This is a genomic window from Staphylococcus sp. GDB9P120P (assembly GCF_017893435.1).
GTDB lineage: Bacteria > Bacillota > Bacilli > Staphylococcales > Staphylococcaceae > Staphylococcus > Staphylococcus cohnii.
In genome coordinates, this window is the sequence record NZ_JAESNB010000002.1 from 728,807 (window position 1) to 746,140 (window position 17,334).

Consider the following 17,334-nt stretch of genomic DNA (forward strand, 5'->3'; position numbering starts at 1 on the left):
TTCAATCGAATGTAGTATCCACATATTATTTCGTAGTTAATGACTTTAAATGGTTGGTATATGCCACAGTGCCATTATACATGCCCAAAATAACACTGCAAAAAAACAAGTTAGTAAAAGCTTATATTGATACATGATGGCTAAAAAGTCCCTGATTAATGCAATTTCAAAAAAATGATAAGGTGTATGACTGCCGACACCTTTTAAATTGAGATTTAATTTTTGTCCAAACCTTAAAGCGCGCATAATATGAAATTGACTAGTGACACATATGATATTTGGTTCATATTTAAATAATTGCTGAATGAGCACTTTCGTATATTTAAGGTTCTCATAAGTGCTCGTCGATTGGTCTTCAAGTATGATTGCTGAAGGATTAATATTTCTTTGCACTAAATATCGATACATAGCCAAGGCTTCTGAAATTGGTTCGTCAGGTCCTTGCCCACCACTAACAATGATATGTGCGCCTGGATGTAAATGGTATAACGTTATAGCTTTGTCCAATCTTTTAGCAAGCATAGGTGTTACTTGTTCTGTAAAAATACCTGCGCCCAACACCAATATGACGTCAAAATCTTGTTTATACGTAACATTTGAAAAGGCAGAGGCACAAAGTGCATAACAAATGAAGGTGAAACATGCACTAAAGGCAATAGCGGCTAACCAATAAAAAATCACATTGATGCCCACAGGAATTAGACTAATATAAGCACAAGCAATCATGAACAGTAATACCTTATATGCTATAGCGTATAAACGGCGCAAAAAAAGTGTGCTTACACTATGTTTAAATAGATGATGATGTTTGATGTGTAAAAGCAATACACCAACAAACATCGTTATGATTAGAGGGATCGGCAAAGATGACTTACCTACATGTAAGATGATAACAATGTAGCCTAAAATGATTTGAATTACAAAAAAAGTTAAATTAGTAGTAAATTTTAAATTCTTATACATAGCAATAAAACCACATAAAATAAATAAACTTATAATTAAAGACAACGTATACATGGTTCACCCCGAAAATTTATAATATTTTAAATGTAGAGCAATTCTTAAAATTAATCAAATTTTATAGGTATTGTTGATTGTAATTTAGATAGGTTTAAAAATTAAAAACGCAGCGGTTAGAAATTTCTGCTTTTATACCGTCTCGAATATTGATATTATTAACATAATATAAAAAAAATAACGTTTACTTATGTGAGCTAGAATAGTAGAGGTGCGAGAAGTTATGGTTAAAAATTTAAGTAGTCATATTGATTTTATGGGTGAGTTTATAAATGATGTGAATACTTTATTAGCTAAATTGTTAAAAGAACTAAGAGAAGACTATAACGTATCAAAAGAGCAAGCCAATGTTATATTAATGTTAGAAAACGAAAAAGCAATGACATTAACAGAAATAACTGAAAGACAAGGCGTAAATAAAGCTGCCGTTAGCCGGAGAATAAAAAAATTAATACAAGCAGAAGTAGTGCAATGGGAGAAAGCTGAAGAAAATGCAGATCAAAGGTTAAAATATATTAAATTAACAGCAAAAGGTAAACAATTTAATAAACAAAGTAAGGAAATTATCAATACAATTGTCAGTGATATATTACACGACTTATCGGATGAACAAATCGAACAAGCAAGATATGTTTTAGAGATTATTGATCAAAGATTAAAAAATTTCAATTTGAAACACAGTGTTTAATAGTAAAAACAATGATAATATTTTTAAGTAAAGCAAAATGCGTTTAATTAAAACATATTTCAATAACTAGAATGATGTGTTCATGTAAAAATGATTTATTTGAAGTGCCTCATTAAAAGAACAACTATATAAGATTGAAGAAAAAATTAAAGGAATTGTAAAAAGACATTGGACTAATGATGTATATCTTTTACTTATTCATGTACATATAATAGAAATAAAGTAGCGTAAAAATGAATTTTACTTAATTAAAAAACTACAAAAAATTGGTGAAAATGGCTTGATAAAGCCGTATAGTTTATGAATATATTATGTTAAAATAACGGGATAATGTAAAAAATAAGGACTAAGCGTGGTGATAAAATGCAAAAGTGCCCTAAATGTGGGGGAAACATAAGGATAGGACAACGAAGATGTAGTCATTGTGGCTATCGTTTAGAGTCGACTAGTAACGAAAAAATGACTCGAACTTCAAAAGAAAATAAAAAAACTGTTAATAGCAAAGCAAGGAAAATTATTCCCTGGGGTATTGCAGCTTTTATCATTATCCTGCTGGTTATTATATTTATCTTATTGAAAAATTTTAATTCGCCGGAAGCACAATCGGAAATATTAATTAACGCAGTAGATAATAATGATACTCAAAAATTATCAACCTTATTAAGCACGCAAAATAATAGTGTAGATGAAAATGAGGCAAAAGCTTATATTAAATATATAAAAAAAGAAGTTGGCATGAAAGAATATACGAAAGATATTAAGCAAAAAATAAAATCATTAAATAAAAATGAGACTAGTGAAGAAGACTTTGTAACAGCAAAAAATGGTGAAAAAGTTTTGCGTATCAGCAAAAATGGGCAACGTTACTTGATATTTGATAATATGAGTTTTACAGCGCCTACAAAAGAAGCGATTGTAAAGCCTAAGTACGATACAACTTACAAATTCAAAGCAAATGATAAACAAAGAACAGTACATGCACAGAAGAATAAGACGACAGTACTCGGTGAATTTATACCAGGTGATTACGTCATAGAGTCTAAAAAAGAGATGGCTAACGGACAGTTTAGCGGTGAACTCAAATTTAATTTTAATAATAGTAATCATGAGACAGTTGATGTATCAGAAGATTTTAATGAAGCTTATATCGTCTTAGATTTGAAAGGTGCATCTGAAATAGATAAAGATACTGTTAAAGTGAAAGTGAATGATAAAACATATGACTATGCTGATAATAAAGAAATAGGACCATATCCAAAAACACAAGAGTTAACAGTTTCTGCTGAAGGAGAAGCGAAGAAAAAGACATTTAAATCAGCTGAAACGACTGTTAAAACGGATAACTTGAAGGATAAAACATATGTAACATTGAACTTTGATGGTGATGAAATTCAAGACTATGTAGATAAAAAAGAAAAAGAAGAAAATAGCTTCAGAAATAAGGTGGCTCGTTTTTTCGGTAATTATACTGCTGCAATGAATAATGCACATAGTCAAAGTAACTTTAAATTAGTTTCATCTTATTTGAAAAAAAATACTGATAACTATAAATCTATAAAAAATAATGTGAAAGAAAATGCTGTATTTTATTTACCTCAGCCACAAATCACTGAAATTGTGAGACAAGGTGAAACATTTTATATTACAGCTCAAACCGTCAAAGAAAATGGTCAATATGGCGAAGTGGATTACCAACTTGAAGGCGATGATGATGCCAGTAACCTTAAAGTTGTGAAATATTCGGAAGAGTAATATAAAGATATGCTTGCTGATAATAATATAATATATGGAGTAGTGGATAAGCAGAGGAATCTGGAAACAAGCCAACACTGACTCATGAATAAGTGTCAATTTCTATAATAGTTAATAGAAATTGACACTTTCTTTGTTTTTAAGCTAAAGCTATAATAGTAATAATGCTTATTAATTAATAATTTGTAATAAGTTAGTTAACAATACATAAACAAGTGTAAATATCGTCGAATTGGATATTTCAAGTAATTTTTGAAGGAGTTATAAAATGGTAGATAATCAACAACAAAAGCAATCATTCATTTTTATTTTAATTCTAGGTGCGTTAACTGCGATTGGTGCCTTATCGATTGATATGTTTTTACCTGGTTTACCTCAAATTCAGTCTGATTTTAATACGACAACTTCAACTTCACAATTAACTTTATCTTTATTTATGATTGGTTTAGCCGTTGGGAATTTATTCACGGGTCCTTTTTCTGATTCAATCGGGCGTAAGCAACCACTTATGATTGCGATGTTGTTATTTACATTAGCAAGTTTAGGTATTATTTTTGTAAACAATATATGGTGGATGATTATTTTAAGGTTTGTACAAGGTTTTTGTGGAGGCGCAGGCGCAGTTATTTCTAGGGCGATTTCTAGCGATTTGTACAGTGGCAAACAATTAACAAAATTTTTAGCTTTACTTATGTTAGTCAATGGTGTGGCACCTGTGTTAGCACCTGCTTTAGGTGGCGTGATCTTATCATTTTCCACTTGGCATATGGTTTTTGTCATACTAACTTTATTTGGGATACTTATGTTTTTGGGGACTATGTTTAAAGTACCAGAATCATTATCTATCGAACATAGAGACAGTCCTCATATAGCAATTATATTTAAGAATTTTAAACAATTATTAGTAACGCCACGTTTTGTATTACCAATGTTGATTCAAGGTGTCACATTTATCATCTTGTTTAGTTATATTTCAGCTTCTCCATTTATCACGCAACATATATATGGTATGTCTCCACAGCAATTTAGTATTATGTTTGCAGTTATTGGTATTAGTCTCATTATTTCAAGTCAATTGACTGGTAAGTTCGTTGATTATATAAATCGACAAACATTATTACGGATTTTGACGTTGATTCAATTAGTAGGAATTTTAAGTGTAACGATTACTTTATTAAACCATTTTTCAATATGGATTTTATTCTTAGGTTTTATCATTCTTGTTGCACCAGTTACTGGTGTAGCAACGCTTGGTTTTTCTATTGCGATGGATGAACGTACTGGAGGTAATGGGAGTGCATCAAGTTTACTTGGACTTGTGCAATACTTATTAGGAGGGGTGGTTTCACCGCTCGTAGGTTTAATGGGAGAAGGGAATTATGTGCCTTATATCACAATTATCATAATCGCGGGTCTGTTATTAATATTGCTGCAAGTGATGAGTTACTTTGTGTTTAGAACAAGGAAAAGAGCATAAGTGCATATGTGTAAAATCTTGGTGTTACATTGGCAGTAACTGATGCATGAGCTTCAGCTCAAATACTTAAAGTTAATTCAACTTTAATCCACAGAGCAGAAGGTGTGGCAATGACATCCGTTTAAATAAATTAAATTGCTGTCTTACTTTGATTTATTTTGCATGAGTGATTGAGGTTGGTGAAAATCTATTTGCTTTTGGTATACCATGTTGATCTACAGATACTAGATTATGTCGCACTATTATAGTATCAATTTTTATATATATGTGTTCGAATTAGTTAATATAATGAGACTATTAAATTTCTATTATTTTGTAGAAATTTAGTAGTCTTTTTAATTAGATAATTTATTAACGATTCAACTTAATTGTGTTAGCTAATAAAATTTGAGCTAAATCTTTAACCGATTGATTACATCCTTCTTTAATCCAAGTATAAACAAGGCCCATTTGACCACCTAGTGCGTAAATTACAAATTGTTTTTTGTTTAATACATCGGTATAGTCGTCCAAAATTTTAATATAAGTGTCCCGCGTTGCATGCATATACTCAAAAAATAAATTACGATTAGGATATGTGACTAAAATAGCATGGAAATAGCCATAATGACGTTTGATATAACGCAAAATGATTTTGAAAAATTGATATAGTTTAGAGTGATTATCTGCAATTTCTTCTGAACTTTTATATAGATTTTCTAATAGTGTTTTATATTTTTGAATATGGTGTGATTGTATTGTAGCTAAAAGGTCATATTTATCTACGAAGTAATCATAAAATGTAGTCCTATTTATACCACTATATGCGCATAACATTTTGATAGTTATATTTTCAAATGGATGTAACTCGAGTAATGCAATCATATTACGGATGATTTTTCGTTTTGCATTTTGTTTCATAATAACTCCTTCATAGAACATAAATAATGTACCCAACACATTTTATTTAAGTGTCGGTATACTTTTAAATTTCATCTCTTTATAATATACAAGGTGAATTTTAAATGCAAATAGGAGGAAAGTATCATGAAGAAAATGGTATTAATCAATGTCATTACCATTGTTGTGCTTGTAATTATTGGTGTCGTAGGATTCCATTTTTATAATCAAGCAACATCTTTTGTAAGTACAGATAATGCTAAAGTGGATGGAGAACAAATTAAGGTGTCAGCTCCAGCTTCTGGCGAAATCAAGTCACTTGATGTTAAAAATAATGAAAAATTAAGCAAAGGTGATAAAGTTGCAGAGGTTGCTGCTAAAGGTGAAGGTGGTCAATCTCAAGATATGAGTATTAAAATGCCTAAAGATGGCACAATTGTAAAAGTTGATGGCATGGAAGGCTCAATGGCTCAAGCTGGCACACCAATCGCTTACGCTTATAATTTAGATGATTCTTATATAACTGCTAATGTGTATGAAAAAGATATTGCAGACGTTGAAGAAGGTAAAGATGTAAATATTAAATTAGATGGTGAAGACGCTGAATTAAAAGGTAAAGTAGAAGAAGTAGGTAAAGCAACTGCTTCAAGCTTTTCAATGATGCCTTCATCAAATAGTGATGGCAACTATACAAAAGTATCACAAGTGGTACCAGTGAAAATTTCACTAGATTCAAAACCATCTAAAAATGTTGTTCCAGGAATGAACGCTGAAGTAAAAATTCATAAAAATTAAGGAGGTCTTAAAATGACAATGACCTTCATTATTGTTTACGTAGTCATAGCGCTCATTCTTGTCGGTGGACTTAATCTCTTTATCGTGAAAAGAAATAAGCAAAAATCTACCCGAAAAATGGAACAATCTAAGTATGAAAGCATTGCTTCTAACGAAAGTTATCAATCTAAATTTAAAGTTAAAGACGATAAAACAACAACAGAAAACCAAGAGCAAAACAAAGGTGAAACTACAGAAGAAAAGGCAGAGAATGCAAGTCACGCTAATAGTGACACTTCTGAATCATCAACACAACATGATTCGGATCATGAACAAATCAATCCGAATTCTGAAGAAGCACAAGTAAATGAAAAGCTGAAAGCTAAACATAGTTCATTTATGTTTGGAAAAGGCACTTCTCAAGGCAAAGTTTTAATAGCGATGATTTTCGGTATGTTTATAGCTATTTTGAATCAAACGTTATTAAATGTTGCATTGCCTAAAATAAATACTGATTTTAATATTTCAGCAAATACAGGTCAATGGCTTATGACAGGATTTATGCTTGTGAATGGTATTCTGATACCAATCAGTGCTTATTTATTTAATAAATATTCGTATCGTAAATTATTCTTAATAGCGATGGCATTGTTCACAATAGGTTCCTTAGTATGTGGTATGTCAGGTTCATTTACAATAATGATGGTAGGCCGTGTACTGCAAGCAATTGGTGCAGGTATCTTAATGCCACTTGGTACAAATGTATTTATGACTATATTTCCACCTGAAAAACGTGGCGCAGCAATGGGGACACTCGGTATAGCAATGATTTTAGCACCCGCTATAGGTCCGACATTGTCAGGTTATATTGTAGAAAATTATCATTGGAACGTGATGTTCTATGGTATGTTCATCATAGGACTTATTTCATTAGCTATCGCATATATATGGTTCAGAGTTTATCAAGTTACTACAAATCCTAAAGCAGATATTCCAGGTATCATATTTAGTACAATAGGTTTTGGTGCGCTATTATATGGCTTCAGTGAAGCAGGAAATAATAGTTGGAGTTCTCCAATTGTTGTAGTATCTCTTATCCTTGGTGTCATTTTTATTACTGCTTTTGTAATTAGAGAGCTTACAATGCGTGTGCCAATGCTAAGTATGGAAGTTTTAAAATATTCAGGTTTTACATTAACAACCGTTATTAACATGATTGTAACGATGAGTTTATTTGGTGGCATGATTTTATTACCACTTTATTTACAAGACTTAAGAGGCTTTACACCAGTACAATCAGGTTTATTATTATTACCAGGTGCTTTAATAATGGGTGTCATGGGTCCAATCGCAGGAAAATTATTAGATACGATTGGTATTAAACCACTAGCTTTAGTAGGGACAGCAATTATGACCTATGCTACGTGGGAATTAACAAAATTAAACATGAATACAACGTATGGTCACTTAATGGTTATTTATATCATTCGATCATTTGGTATGAGTTTTATCATGATGCCAATAATGACTGCTGGTATGAACGCGTTGCCACAACGACTCATAGCACATGGCAATGCTTTATCTAATACATTGAGACAATTGGCAGGTTCAATTGGTACGGCTTTACTAGTTACAGTAATGTCTACACAAACAACACAACATATCGCCTCATATACACAAGATTTAGATAAAACAAATCCATTTATTAAAGACCGTTTACAAGAAATGGCTCAAGCAATGGGTGGAGAACAAATGGCAACTTCTCAAGTTTTAGAATTTGTGCAAAAGCTTGCTTCTATTAATGGTGTAAATAGTGCTTTCTTAATAGCCACTTTATTAAGTGCTTTGGCATTTATTTTGAGTTTGTTCTTAAAAGGCAAGTCACATTATATTTCAAATGAAGAATAAGTGAAAAAACAGTGATGTAACATCACTGATTAATGAATAAGCGTCAATTTCTATAATAGTTACGTAGAAATTGACGCTTATTTTGTTATTAATACAGTCTGAGTTAATATTTTCATATAGTTAAAGCGATTGGGATAAAAACTTGTGCTAAGTTGATTTTATGTACATTATAAGTGAAAGCTAAATCGTTTTTATAAATTCGCAAGTTAATTAGATAATATATATGATATTGATTATAGTCTTGAAAAATTGCTTGTTTTAAAATCCTTTTACCGATTGGTGTATCGATTAAGTGGAGAAAAAAAGCCCGCAAATGAATTTTTTTCAGTCATTCATTTACGGGTGTAATCTATGATAGTATATGTATCGGCTTTTTGGTAAAGTTTAAATGAAGTTATATTCTAGGTTTTCGATTTCTAAAAAATAAACTAATTAATAGTAAAGCGATACTACAACTTAATAAAATAAAAGCGTTATGGATTGCATTTGACTCTGTTAATATTTGAGCTGAATCAACAGTGATATAATACTGATTCATTGAATTGGCAATTCTTGTTGCAATATTTTTAATCAATGCAGAAAAACCGAAAGTAATTGCAAGCATGATCGCTATGATAAACATGTTAACTATTTTCAATATAGTTTTGTTAAAAAACAACGTAAAAAAGGTTAAGATTAAACTTAATATACAAGCGATAAAAAATACATAAAATACAAGTATCAAGCGATCAATGCTTGTTTGTAAGTTATCGATACTTTCAACGTTGATATTTAAATTCGTTAAGTTATTGATAGTTTCTTGAAAATTTGTTAATTCTTTAAAATTAACCGTTTTATCTACAAAAACTAAATTGAATATAGGTTCCTTAAACATACTATAACCTGAAATAGCAACTAGGATTAAAACGATAACTTGTATAATAAGGCTAACCCAAGATTTTTTCTTTTTTCCATAACGAGCGCCTCGTTGCATTGTTTCACTCGTTAAAGTATGTTCAAAATCTTTAAATTGCTGATTATTTGCGGTCATAACTTACTCCTTTCATTACATTAGATGGGGATCTAGTTATTTTATGACTTTTATTTTGTTATAATATGTAATAACTGTTACATTTTAACCAATGAAGTTGAATAATTTAATTTTTAGTATGAATGGTCATATTTTTTAACTTCAATATCTATTATAACTTCGTTTTTATGTCATTATTTTTATTTTATCATATAATTTATTTTAAATACTGAATTGAAACAAAAATTCTATAATTCTAAAATTTGTTACAAAAAAGATAGGGATGATTATGAATGAAATCAAGACTAACAACAAAATTTGTTAATAAATATTTATTACCACATCGTTCAATTATATTTGATGACCAACAAAGCTTTGAAAAATTTTTACAAAAAAGATTAACGATGAATGAAAAAAAGCACAAGCAACCTGAAACTTTAAATGTAAAATCAGACTTAGAAAAACAAATGATGGATGATATGCAGGTGTTCAGATTTCGCTTTAGACACAGTCAACAAAAGAAAATATTATATATTCACGGTGGATATAATATTTTACAACCTTCTGCATTTCACTGGAGATTTATGGATAAACTTGCGTTAAGTACTTTAAATGAAGTTATTTTGCCAATTTATCCAAAAGCACCCAAATATCATGTTGAGGATACTTATGCTGCGATTCATAAAGTGTACCAACAATTATTAACAGAATGTAGTAATGAAGATATTATTGTGATGGGAGATGGAACTGGAGGCGCATTGGCGTTGAGTTTTGTGCAACAGTTAAAATCAAATAATCAACCTTTACCAGCTAAATTGTATTTGTTTTCACCGATGCTAGATGCTCAATTGGATAATGAAAATATTACAGATGATTTAATCGATAAAGATGTCATCATAAATATAGAAGGTTTACAAAAAATTATGAAAGTATGGTCTGGAAATCTTCCATTAAACGATAGTAGGTTATCACCAATTAATGGAGAATTATTTGGTTTACCACCCATATATATATTTGGTGGCGGAAGAGAGATTTACTTACCAGATATGAAAAAATTGGCTTATATGTTAGAAGATATGCGTCAGCCAGTTCAACTGTATACTTTTAAAAAAATGGTGAATGCATTCGCATTATTACCTATTAGAGAATCGCATAAAGTTGTTAAAGAAATCGTCAATACAATTCACGATAAACGTTAATGTGGAAGCATACACTCGATTTTTAAAATGATGATAAGGCTACGAAAAATTAAAAACAGAGGCGGGGCAGACACCAAATATAATTTTGTTGATATCGCCTTGCTTCTGTTTTTATATGCTCAAACATTTCGGTCAATTAATGGTGTTCATTAATTGTTGTATCAAGGACAGTTAATATAGATTGTGTCCCTTTTAGCTTATAGTATTGCGCTATAAAGTCGTTAAAATCTTGCGTTGGTATATCCATATTGTTGAATTTCGAGAGATATTTTTCATATAGTTGTGTTTCTTCTTGAACAAAAGTTGTGTAACGCTGTATAAAAGCTGCTTCTACATCAATTTGTTCCACTAATGAAGTAATAGTATCTATAGCTTGTTTTTGACCTTGGTAGTAACTAATATCAAAACCGCGTTTAATCAATTGACTATCAGGTCCATTAATGACTAGCTGTTTGTTTTGATTGAGTTCACTAAGTGCAGCTTTCATATCATCATTTAAATCATAAAGTTGCACTTTGATTGTGTCGATTAATCCTTGTGACATATTTATCACTCCTTATCTTGAGATACCGATTTTATGACCTAATTGTTTTGGCCATTCGATTAATTGTTGGTTATCATAATAATTGCTAATTTGGTCAGCAAATGATTGAGGGAATGGCGCTGTTTTGTTGATTGTGCGATCAATCCCTAACATCATTGCTTCATTTGTTGCTATATTGCTGCCGTCTTGGTTCGTCATAACGGAAAAGAAATGTAAGCTTTTTTCATTATAATCATAGATGTAAATTGTAATGGTAAATGTGTCATCTTCAGTTAGTTCAGATAAATAAGCTGTTTGTTCTTCAACAGTGAATAGTGTGTAATTTAACTTGGTACGTTCTTCTAAAGATAAACCATGTGTATAATTAAATTGATTGATAGCTTCGCTGAAGACCATATTGTAATTCGCATCATGTACATGACCGTTATGGTCAATCATATCGGGTGTCACATTGTTGGAAATTGTGAAAGGATTTTTCATTGTTACATCTCCTTTAAAACTTTAATTGTTAAAATAGACATATTTATATTATTTAAGCTAACCTAAGTTTACTAAAAATTGTATATAACATACACAAATAGTATTTCATGATAAAATAAAGAAAATGATTATAGGGGTGAGCTATGGCTATAACAATTAGATACTTATCTTCTGGAAATACATTAGCAAGCGTTAATTGTTTAGAAGACATTCCTGAAACAGCGCAGTTTATATGGTGTGATTTTAACCAACCAACCGAGGCTGAAAATACATTTTTAAAAACACGTTTTAACTTTAATAAACTTGAAATTGATGATACAGTGAACGGGACACCGAGAGCTAAATATAAAGCATATGACACATATCAGTATATAGTTGTTCATGATGTGGATACCGAGAATTTTAATGCAAAAGCATTAAATATTTTTATAAAAGATCGTTTACTTATTACATACCATCATCAACCATTTGATATTTTAAAGAAGATAGAAACTACTTTCAAAACGCAAACAATACGTAATATTCTCCCAACATATATATTTATCTTGGTGTTAGATTGTTTAGTAGATCGTTATTTTGAATTCGTTTATGCCATCGAAGATAAGGTATATGACTTCGAAGACAGTGAAAATATGAATGGTTCTATGAAATTTGCGATGGATAATGTATTTAAAATACGTTCTGAGCTAATTAAATTAAAGCGTGTGATTTATCCAATGACAGAATTAGTTAATCAATTAAAAGAAAGTAACCTATTATTATTAGATGACAAGGATAAACTTTATCTTCAACATATTGATGATCATATGATTAAACAACAAAATATTTTGAAAATATGCCAAGAAATGACAAATGAAATAAAAGATAATTTGACATCATATGCTTCATATAAAATGAATCGGATTATGCAGGTCCTTACCTTGGTGTCAGTTGTTTTTTTACCATTGACATTAATTACAGGTATTTATGGTATGAATTTTATAAATATGCCAGAATTAAAATGGCAATATGGTTATTATTTTGTTTTAGCACTTATGCTATGTATTAGTATAGGTTGTGTGATTTATTTTAAAAAAGAAAAATGGTTTTAATATCATAGTATTATATTAATGATGCAGTTTTAAACTGACTTGAGTAAAATAACTATTGAGGATTGGAGTAAACAATGAGCGATTTAAAAAGAGAACAAAGAAAAAATGAACACGTTGAGATTGCAATGGCACAAACGGATGCTACAATCTCAGATTTTGATGAAATTAGATTTGTACATGATTCTATTCCGAGTATAGATGTAAGTGATGTTAATCTTGAGCATTCGCTAAAAGATTTTACACTTAGTCAACCACTTTATATTAATGCGATGACTGGTGGCAGTGAATGGACGAAACAAATTAATGAAAAATTGGCAATTGTGGCTCGGGAAAGCGGTATTGCAATGGCAGTTGGTTCTACACATGCAGCGTTACGTAATAGTGATATGGCATCATCTTTTACAGTCGTGCGTGACACAAACCCAGAGGGGATTATATTTAGTAACGTAGGTGCCGATGTACCTGTTGATAAAGCTGTCGAATCAGTAAAATTGCTAGATGCTCAAGCATTACAAGTACATGTCAATGCACCACAAGAATTAGTCATGCCTGAAGGTAATAGAACCTTTTCTACATGGATGGACAATCTTGCGCAAATTGTAGAACGGGTAAATGTCCCAGTAATTGTCAAAGAAGTAGGGTTTGGCATGAGTAAAGAAACAATCAAAAACTTATATGAAATTGGCATTAGATATGTAGATGTGAGTGGACGTGGTGGTACGAACTTTGTAGATATTGAAAATGAAAGACGTGCATACAAGGACATGGACTATTTAAGTATGTGGGGACAAACGACTGTGGAATCATTATTAGAAAGTACTTCTTATCAAAAAGATATGGATATACTTGCTAGTGGTGGCGTGCGCTCTCCTTTAGATGCTGTGAAATGTTTAGCGCTTGGAGCGAGTGCGGTTGGTATGTCGCGACCATTTTTAAATCAAGTTGAACAATATGGTATTACAGAAACACTAAACTATACAGAACAATTTACTGAACATATGAAAAAAATTATGACGATGTTAAATGCGCCTACAATAAATGATTTAAAAGGTTCGAAAATGATCTTTGGTCCTAAATTACAATCTTGGATAGATCAGCGAAATATTGATATTTCTAATTAATATCTCATAAAGAAATCATTTTTGTAGGTTAGGTCATTAACTACTGTGTTGATTTTCGTATATGAAATTATTATAGAAAAAACCTGAGACATTATGTCTCAGGTTTTCTTATGTTAAAAATCAAATTATATCATTAGAATAGATTGATAAATGTAGTAACGATTGGGACACCAAGCAAATCAATTAAAAATGCGCCCACAATTGGTACGACAAGATATGATTTTGGTGAAGCTCCGAATTTCTTGGTAATTACATCTAGGTTTGCCATAGCATTTGGGGTTGCACCAAGACCATGACCAATAAAGCCACCAATCATTACAGCAGCATCGTAATTTTTTCCTAAACCGCGGAACACGATAAATATAGAGAATAGCACGATAAACACGACTTGTATTAAAACGATAATAATTAAAGGTAAAGCCAATTGATATATTTCTGTAAGTTGTATACTCATCAAAGCGATAGATAAGAATAGGCTTAGTGATATGTCACTAATTTTATCCACGAATTTCATATCAATAAGATTTAAATTATTATATTCAGAAATATTTCGAATAATTACCGCAACAAACATTGCACCAACATATATAGGAATGTTAATACCTGTTAAATCAGAGAATGTATTTCCTAAATATGAACCAATAGCCATACAAATGGTTACAATCGTAAATTGTAAGAAAAAGATGGTAGTAGGGTTCATGCGATTATGTAAGTATTCATTAGATTTTACGTTACCATAGTCTGTCGTAGTTTCTTCTGCATGTTCAGATTTTAAATTATATTTAGTGATTAAAAATTTCACTACTGGACCACCTACTAAACCACCAGCTACAAGACCTAATGTTGCTGCTGCTAAAGCTGCGGTTAATGCAGAATCAAAGCCCATGTCGCGTATGGTTTGACCATAGGCGGCAGCATTACCATGACCACCTTCCATAGACATAGAACCTGCTGTCAAGCCTAATAATGGTGGTATGTTTAATACTTTTGCTAATGAAATACTAATAAGGTTTTGGAAGACTGCAAGAAAACCACAAAATATAAAATATAAAATAAGTACTTTTCCACCCAAGCGTAATAACTTTAAAGAAGCGCCTAATCCAATTGTTGTAAAGAACGCAAGCATAAAGAAGTTTTGTATAAATTCAGAATCCAGTTTGATTGTTATGATATTTGTAGATTGTAATATTGCAACTAAAATCGAGAAGATTAAACCACCGATAACAGGTGCAGGAATACAAAGCCTTCTTAATATTGAAATATGATTAACAATATATATACCTAAAAGGTATAACAAACTTGCGATTGCTAAAGTAGTAATTGCATCTAGCTCTAGCATTTTCAATCCCCCTTAAATTTCAAATGAAACTCTCCTGTGTGTCTGGTTATATAGATGGAGTCATGTGCAAAATGACAATAAAGAAAGTGCTTACAAAACTCCATGCTATCTATTATACATATTTAAATAGTATAAATCTAGTTTGGAATTAAATATTAAATAGAATAAATAGAGATTGTTTTATTTGTAATTTTCAGATAATCATTCTCTTGTCTAATACGCAAAAATAGATGTTAGAAGAATGAATACACTACTTATCTATAACACAGTACCTTGCAATGTATAGTAGTCTGTGTTATATTCTTTTCGACAGCTACTGTGTAATGTATAGTACTGGATTTACATAGGAGGTAACATATGAATAGCCAATTTAAAAAGGGCGCGCTAGAGCTTATAGTGCTACTTATTATCAAAAGAGATGATCAGTACGGTTACTCGCTCGTTCAAAATATTTCGAGACATATGAGTATTGCAGAAGGAACAGTGTACCCATTGCTACGAAGATTAGTGAAAAATGGAGAACTCACGACATATTACCAACCTTCTTCAGAGGGTCCAGCAAGGAAATATTACAAAGTGACTGACCAAGGTAATGACAGATTAGTTGACTTATTACATGAATGGCGATCGTTTTCGAATATTGTAGAAGTATTTATAAAGGAGAGTGAATGGAATGACTAAAAATGAATTTTTAAAACAGTTGCATAAACATTTGAAACATGATTCTGATGCAGAACGACAAGATATTTTAAATGAGTACGAAACACATTTTTATAGCGAATTAAAAGAAGGTAAAACAGAAGCACAAATTTCAAAAGAACTAGGTGATCCTAGAACTTTAGCTAAAGAAATGAATGCGACAGCTGCTGTAGAAAAAGCTGCTGACAGTAAAAAATTTGGCGACGTTGGGAACGCCATTTTTGCAGTGATGGGTTTAAGTATATTAAATTTCTTTGTAATTTTAGTACCGTTTATTTTCGTTTTAAGTATCGTTGTTTCATTAATTGTAACGACAATTTCATTCGTTTTAAGTCCAATATTATTATTGGTAAAAGGATTTTTAAGTGGATTTGAAAATGTATTACTTTTTGATGTATATGCAGTAGGTGCACTGTTTGGAATGGGATTAATGTTATTTGTGATTACGTATTTAATTTCTAAAGCATTTTATTTAATTTGTGTGAAGTATCTCAAGTGGAATATAAGTGTTGTGAAAAGGAGTGGGATTTCATGAAGAAAACATTGATTAGTCTTTTTGTAATTGGATTAATTGTAACGATTGTTTGTGGCATTGGTGTAGTAAACCAATTTCAAGTAGAAAGTAAAAAGTCGAAAGAAGTCACAGAGAATTATCATAAAGAATATGATGAAAATAAAGTAAAAAATCTCAATATAGATTTGAACAATAGTAATTTAAAACTTAAAAAAGGTGATCAACTTAAAGTTGAATCACGAGGTTCTAACGACAAAATAAATATGGATACTACTATAAAAAACGGTACGTTATATGTGAAAGATAAATCATTAGATAGCAATGTCGATATTACATTTATGGACTTTAAAAATAATGATGTCATTATCACATTACCTAAATCATTGAGCCATTTAAATGTTAATACTGAATCTGGTTCGATTATGATTGATCAAATAAAAGCGGATTATGCTAAGTTATACGCAGATGTTGGAAAATTAAATATCACGCATGCTAAATTTGATCGTTTAATTGCTGAAGTTGATGTTGCAGATATGTATATGGCAACGACTCAATTTAATTCAGGTGAGTTCGAAGCTGATACTGGATCAATCAATATCAAAGACACGCCTATTGATATACCAATTAAAGTGAAAACGGATGTAGGCAACATAGCAATGGCATATACGAATAATCAGCCTGAAAACACACGCATAGAATTTGATAGCGACGTAGGAGAACTGGACATTAATAATCACTTGTTTAAAAACAAACAAGTAGGTAATGGCTCTAACCTCATTCATATTGAAACGGACACAGGTAATGCAGAAATCAACTAAAATTGAAAATATGAGTAAATAACAT

The 17,334-nt window shown here is 31.0% G+C and carries 17 protein-coding genes; 11 read left to right on the top strand and 6 right to left on the bottom strand.

Annotated elements, in window-relative coordinates:
• Positions 1 to 45: 45 nt before the first annotated feature.
• Complete coding sequence (locus KA856_RS03270) at positions 46 to 1,017, bottom strand: YdcF family protein (protein ID WP_107385133.1); 972 nt, start codon at positions 1,015 to 1,017, stop codon at positions 46 to 48.
• A 223-nt stretch (positions 1,018 to 1,240) separates the two neighbouring features.
• On the opposite strand from KA856_RS03270, the gene KA856_RS03275 reads away from it, so the two are divergent.
• The 3 genes from KA856_RS03275 to KA856_RS03285 all read left to right on the top strand — a co-directional run bounded on the left by KA856_RS03275 (position 1,241) and on the right by KA856_RS03285 (position 4,934).
• Positions 1,241 to 1,705, top strand: a complete 465-nt coding sequence (locus tag KA856_RS03275; protein WP_107385132.1) for a MarR family transcriptional regulator TcaR — start codon at positions 1,241 to 1,243, stop codon at positions 1,703 to 1,705.
• A 363-nt stretch (positions 1,706 to 2,068) separates the two neighbouring features.
• Positions 2,069 to 3,457 carry a membrane-associated protein TcaA gene (locus KA856_RS03280; protein WP_181187375.1) on the top strand — a complete coding sequence of 463 codons (1,389 nt, stop codon included), beginning with the start codon at positions 2,069 to 2,071 and terminating at the stop codon, positions 3,455 to 3,457.
• Positions 3,458 to 3,725: 268 nt separating this feature from the next.
• A complete protein-coding gene (locus KA856_RS03285) occupies positions 3,726 to 4,934 on the top strand; it encodes a putative multidrug effflux MFS transporter TcaB (RefSeq protein ID WP_107385106.1) in 1,209 nt (402 codons plus the stop codon).
• A 351-nt stretch (positions 4,935 to 5,285) separates the two neighbouring features.
• Here the strand turns inward: KA856_RS03285 and KA856_RS03290 are convergent, their stop codons facing one another.
• On the bottom strand, positions 5,286 to 5,834 hold the full coding sequence (locus tag KA856_RS03290) for a TetR/AcrR family transcriptional regulator (protein WP_107505327.1): 549 nt from the start codon (positions 5,832 to 5,834) through the stop codon (positions 5,286 to 5,288).
• Between the two features lie 126 nt (positions 5,835 to 5,960).
• Here KA856_RS03290 and KA856_RS03295 point away from each other — a divergent pair, with 126 nt between their 5' ends.
• Positions 5,961 to 6,608 (top strand): HlyD family secretion protein, encoded by a 648-nt coding sequence (locus tag KA856_RS03295; RefSeq protein WP_210138499.1) that lies wholly within the window; start codon positions 5,961 to 5,963, stop codon positions 6,606 to 6,608.
• A gap of 12 nt (positions 6,609 to 6,620) precedes the next feature.
• The gene (locus tag KA856_RS03300; protein ID WP_107385692.1) at positions 6,621 to 8,495 is read left to right on the top strand and encodes a DHA2 family efflux MFS transporter permease subunit; all 1,875 of its coding nucleotides are present in this window, start codon (positions 6,621 to 6,623) and stop codon (positions 8,493 to 8,495) included.
• Positions 8,496 to 8,889: 394 nt separating this feature from the next.
• On the opposite strand, the gene KA856_RS03305 is transcribed toward KA856_RS03300, so the two are convergent.
• Positions 8,890 to 9,525 carry a hypothetical protein gene (locus tag KA856_RS03305; protein ID WP_107385102.1) on the bottom strand — a complete coding sequence of 212 codons (636 nt, stop codon included), beginning with the start codon at positions 9,523 to 9,525 and terminating at the stop codon, positions 8,890 to 8,892.
• A gap of 272 nt (positions 9,526 to 9,797) precedes the next feature.
• Here KA856_RS03305 and KA856_RS03310 point away from each other — a divergent pair, with 272 nt between their 5' ends.
• The gene (locus KA856_RS03310) at positions 9,798 to 10,703 is read left to right on the top strand and encodes an alpha/beta hydrolase fold domain-containing protein (protein WP_107524484.1); all 906 of its coding nucleotides are present in this window, start codon (positions 9,798 to 9,800) and stop codon (positions 10,701 to 10,703) included.
• A gap of 136 nt (positions 10,704 to 10,839) precedes the next feature.
• Here the strand turns inward: KA856_RS03310 and KA856_RS03315 are convergent, their stop codons facing one another.
• Both KA856_RS03315 and KA856_RS03320 read right to left on the bottom strand, forming a co-directional pair.
• Positions 10,840 to 11,247 (bottom strand): hypothetical protein, encoded by a 408-nt coding sequence (locus KA856_RS03315; RefSeq protein ID WP_107384612.1) that lies wholly within the window; start codon positions 11,245 to 11,247, stop codon positions 10,840 to 10,842.
• A gap of 12 nt (positions 11,248 to 11,259) precedes the next feature.
• Complete coding sequence (locus tag KA856_RS03320; RefSeq protein WP_107384613.1) at positions 11,260 to 11,727, bottom strand: thioesterase family protein; 468 nt, start codon at positions 11,725 to 11,727, stop codon at positions 11,260 to 11,262.
• A gap of 143 nt (positions 11,728 to 11,870) precedes the next feature.
• Here KA856_RS03320 and corA point away from each other — a divergent pair, with 143 nt between their 5' ends.
• A complete protein-coding gene (corA, locus tag KA856_RS03325; protein ID WP_107384614.1) occupies positions 11,871 to 12,818 on the top strand; it encodes a magnesium/cobalt transporter CorA in 948 nt (315 codons plus the stop codon).
• Between the two features lie 74 nt (positions 12,819 to 12,892).
• A complete protein-coding gene (gene fni / locus KA856_RS03330) occupies positions 12,893 to 13,939 on the top strand; it encodes a type 2 isopentenyl-diphosphate Delta-isomerase (RefSeq protein ID WP_107384615.1) in 1,047 nt (348 codons plus the stop codon).
• A 133-nt stretch (positions 13,940 to 14,072) separates the two neighbouring features.
• Here the strand turns inward: fni and gltS are convergent, their stop codons facing one another.
• On the bottom strand, positions 14,073 to 15,278 hold the full coding sequence (gltS, locus tag KA856_RS03335; protein ID WP_107384616.1) for a sodium/glutamate symporter: 1,206 nt from the start codon (positions 15,276 to 15,278) through the stop codon (positions 14,073 to 14,075).
• A gap of 357 nt (positions 15,279 to 15,635) precedes the next feature.
• Here gltS and KA856_RS03340 point away from each other — a divergent pair, with 357 nt between their 5' ends.
• From KA856_RS03340 to KA856_RS03350, 3 genes are read left to right on the top strand one after another with little or no spacing between them, the layout of a single operon-like run.
• On the top strand, positions 15,636 to 15,959 hold the full coding sequence (locus KA856_RS03340) for a PadR family transcriptional regulator (protein ID WP_107384617.1): 324 nt from the start codon (positions 15,636 to 15,638) through the stop codon (positions 15,957 to 15,959).
• Positions 15,952 to 16,512 carry an HAAS signaling domain-containing protein gene (locus KA856_RS03345; RefSeq protein ID WP_210129257.1) on the top strand — a complete coding sequence of 187 codons (561 nt, stop codon included), beginning with the start codon at positions 15,952 to 15,954 and terminating at the stop codon, positions 16,510 to 16,512. Before KA856_RS03340 ends, KA856_RS03345 begins: the two co-directional genes overlap by 8 nt.
• Positions 16,509 to 17,309: a DUF4097 family beta strand repeat-containing protein gene (locus KA856_RS03350; RefSeq protein ID WP_107384619.1), complete on the top strand. Its 801-nt coding sequence runs from the start codon at positions 16,509 to 16,511 to the stop codon at positions 17,307 to 17,309. The genes KA856_RS03345 and KA856_RS03350 overlap by 4 nt, the downstream gene beginning before the upstream one ends.
• Positions 17,310 to 17,334 lie beyond the last annotated feature (25 nt).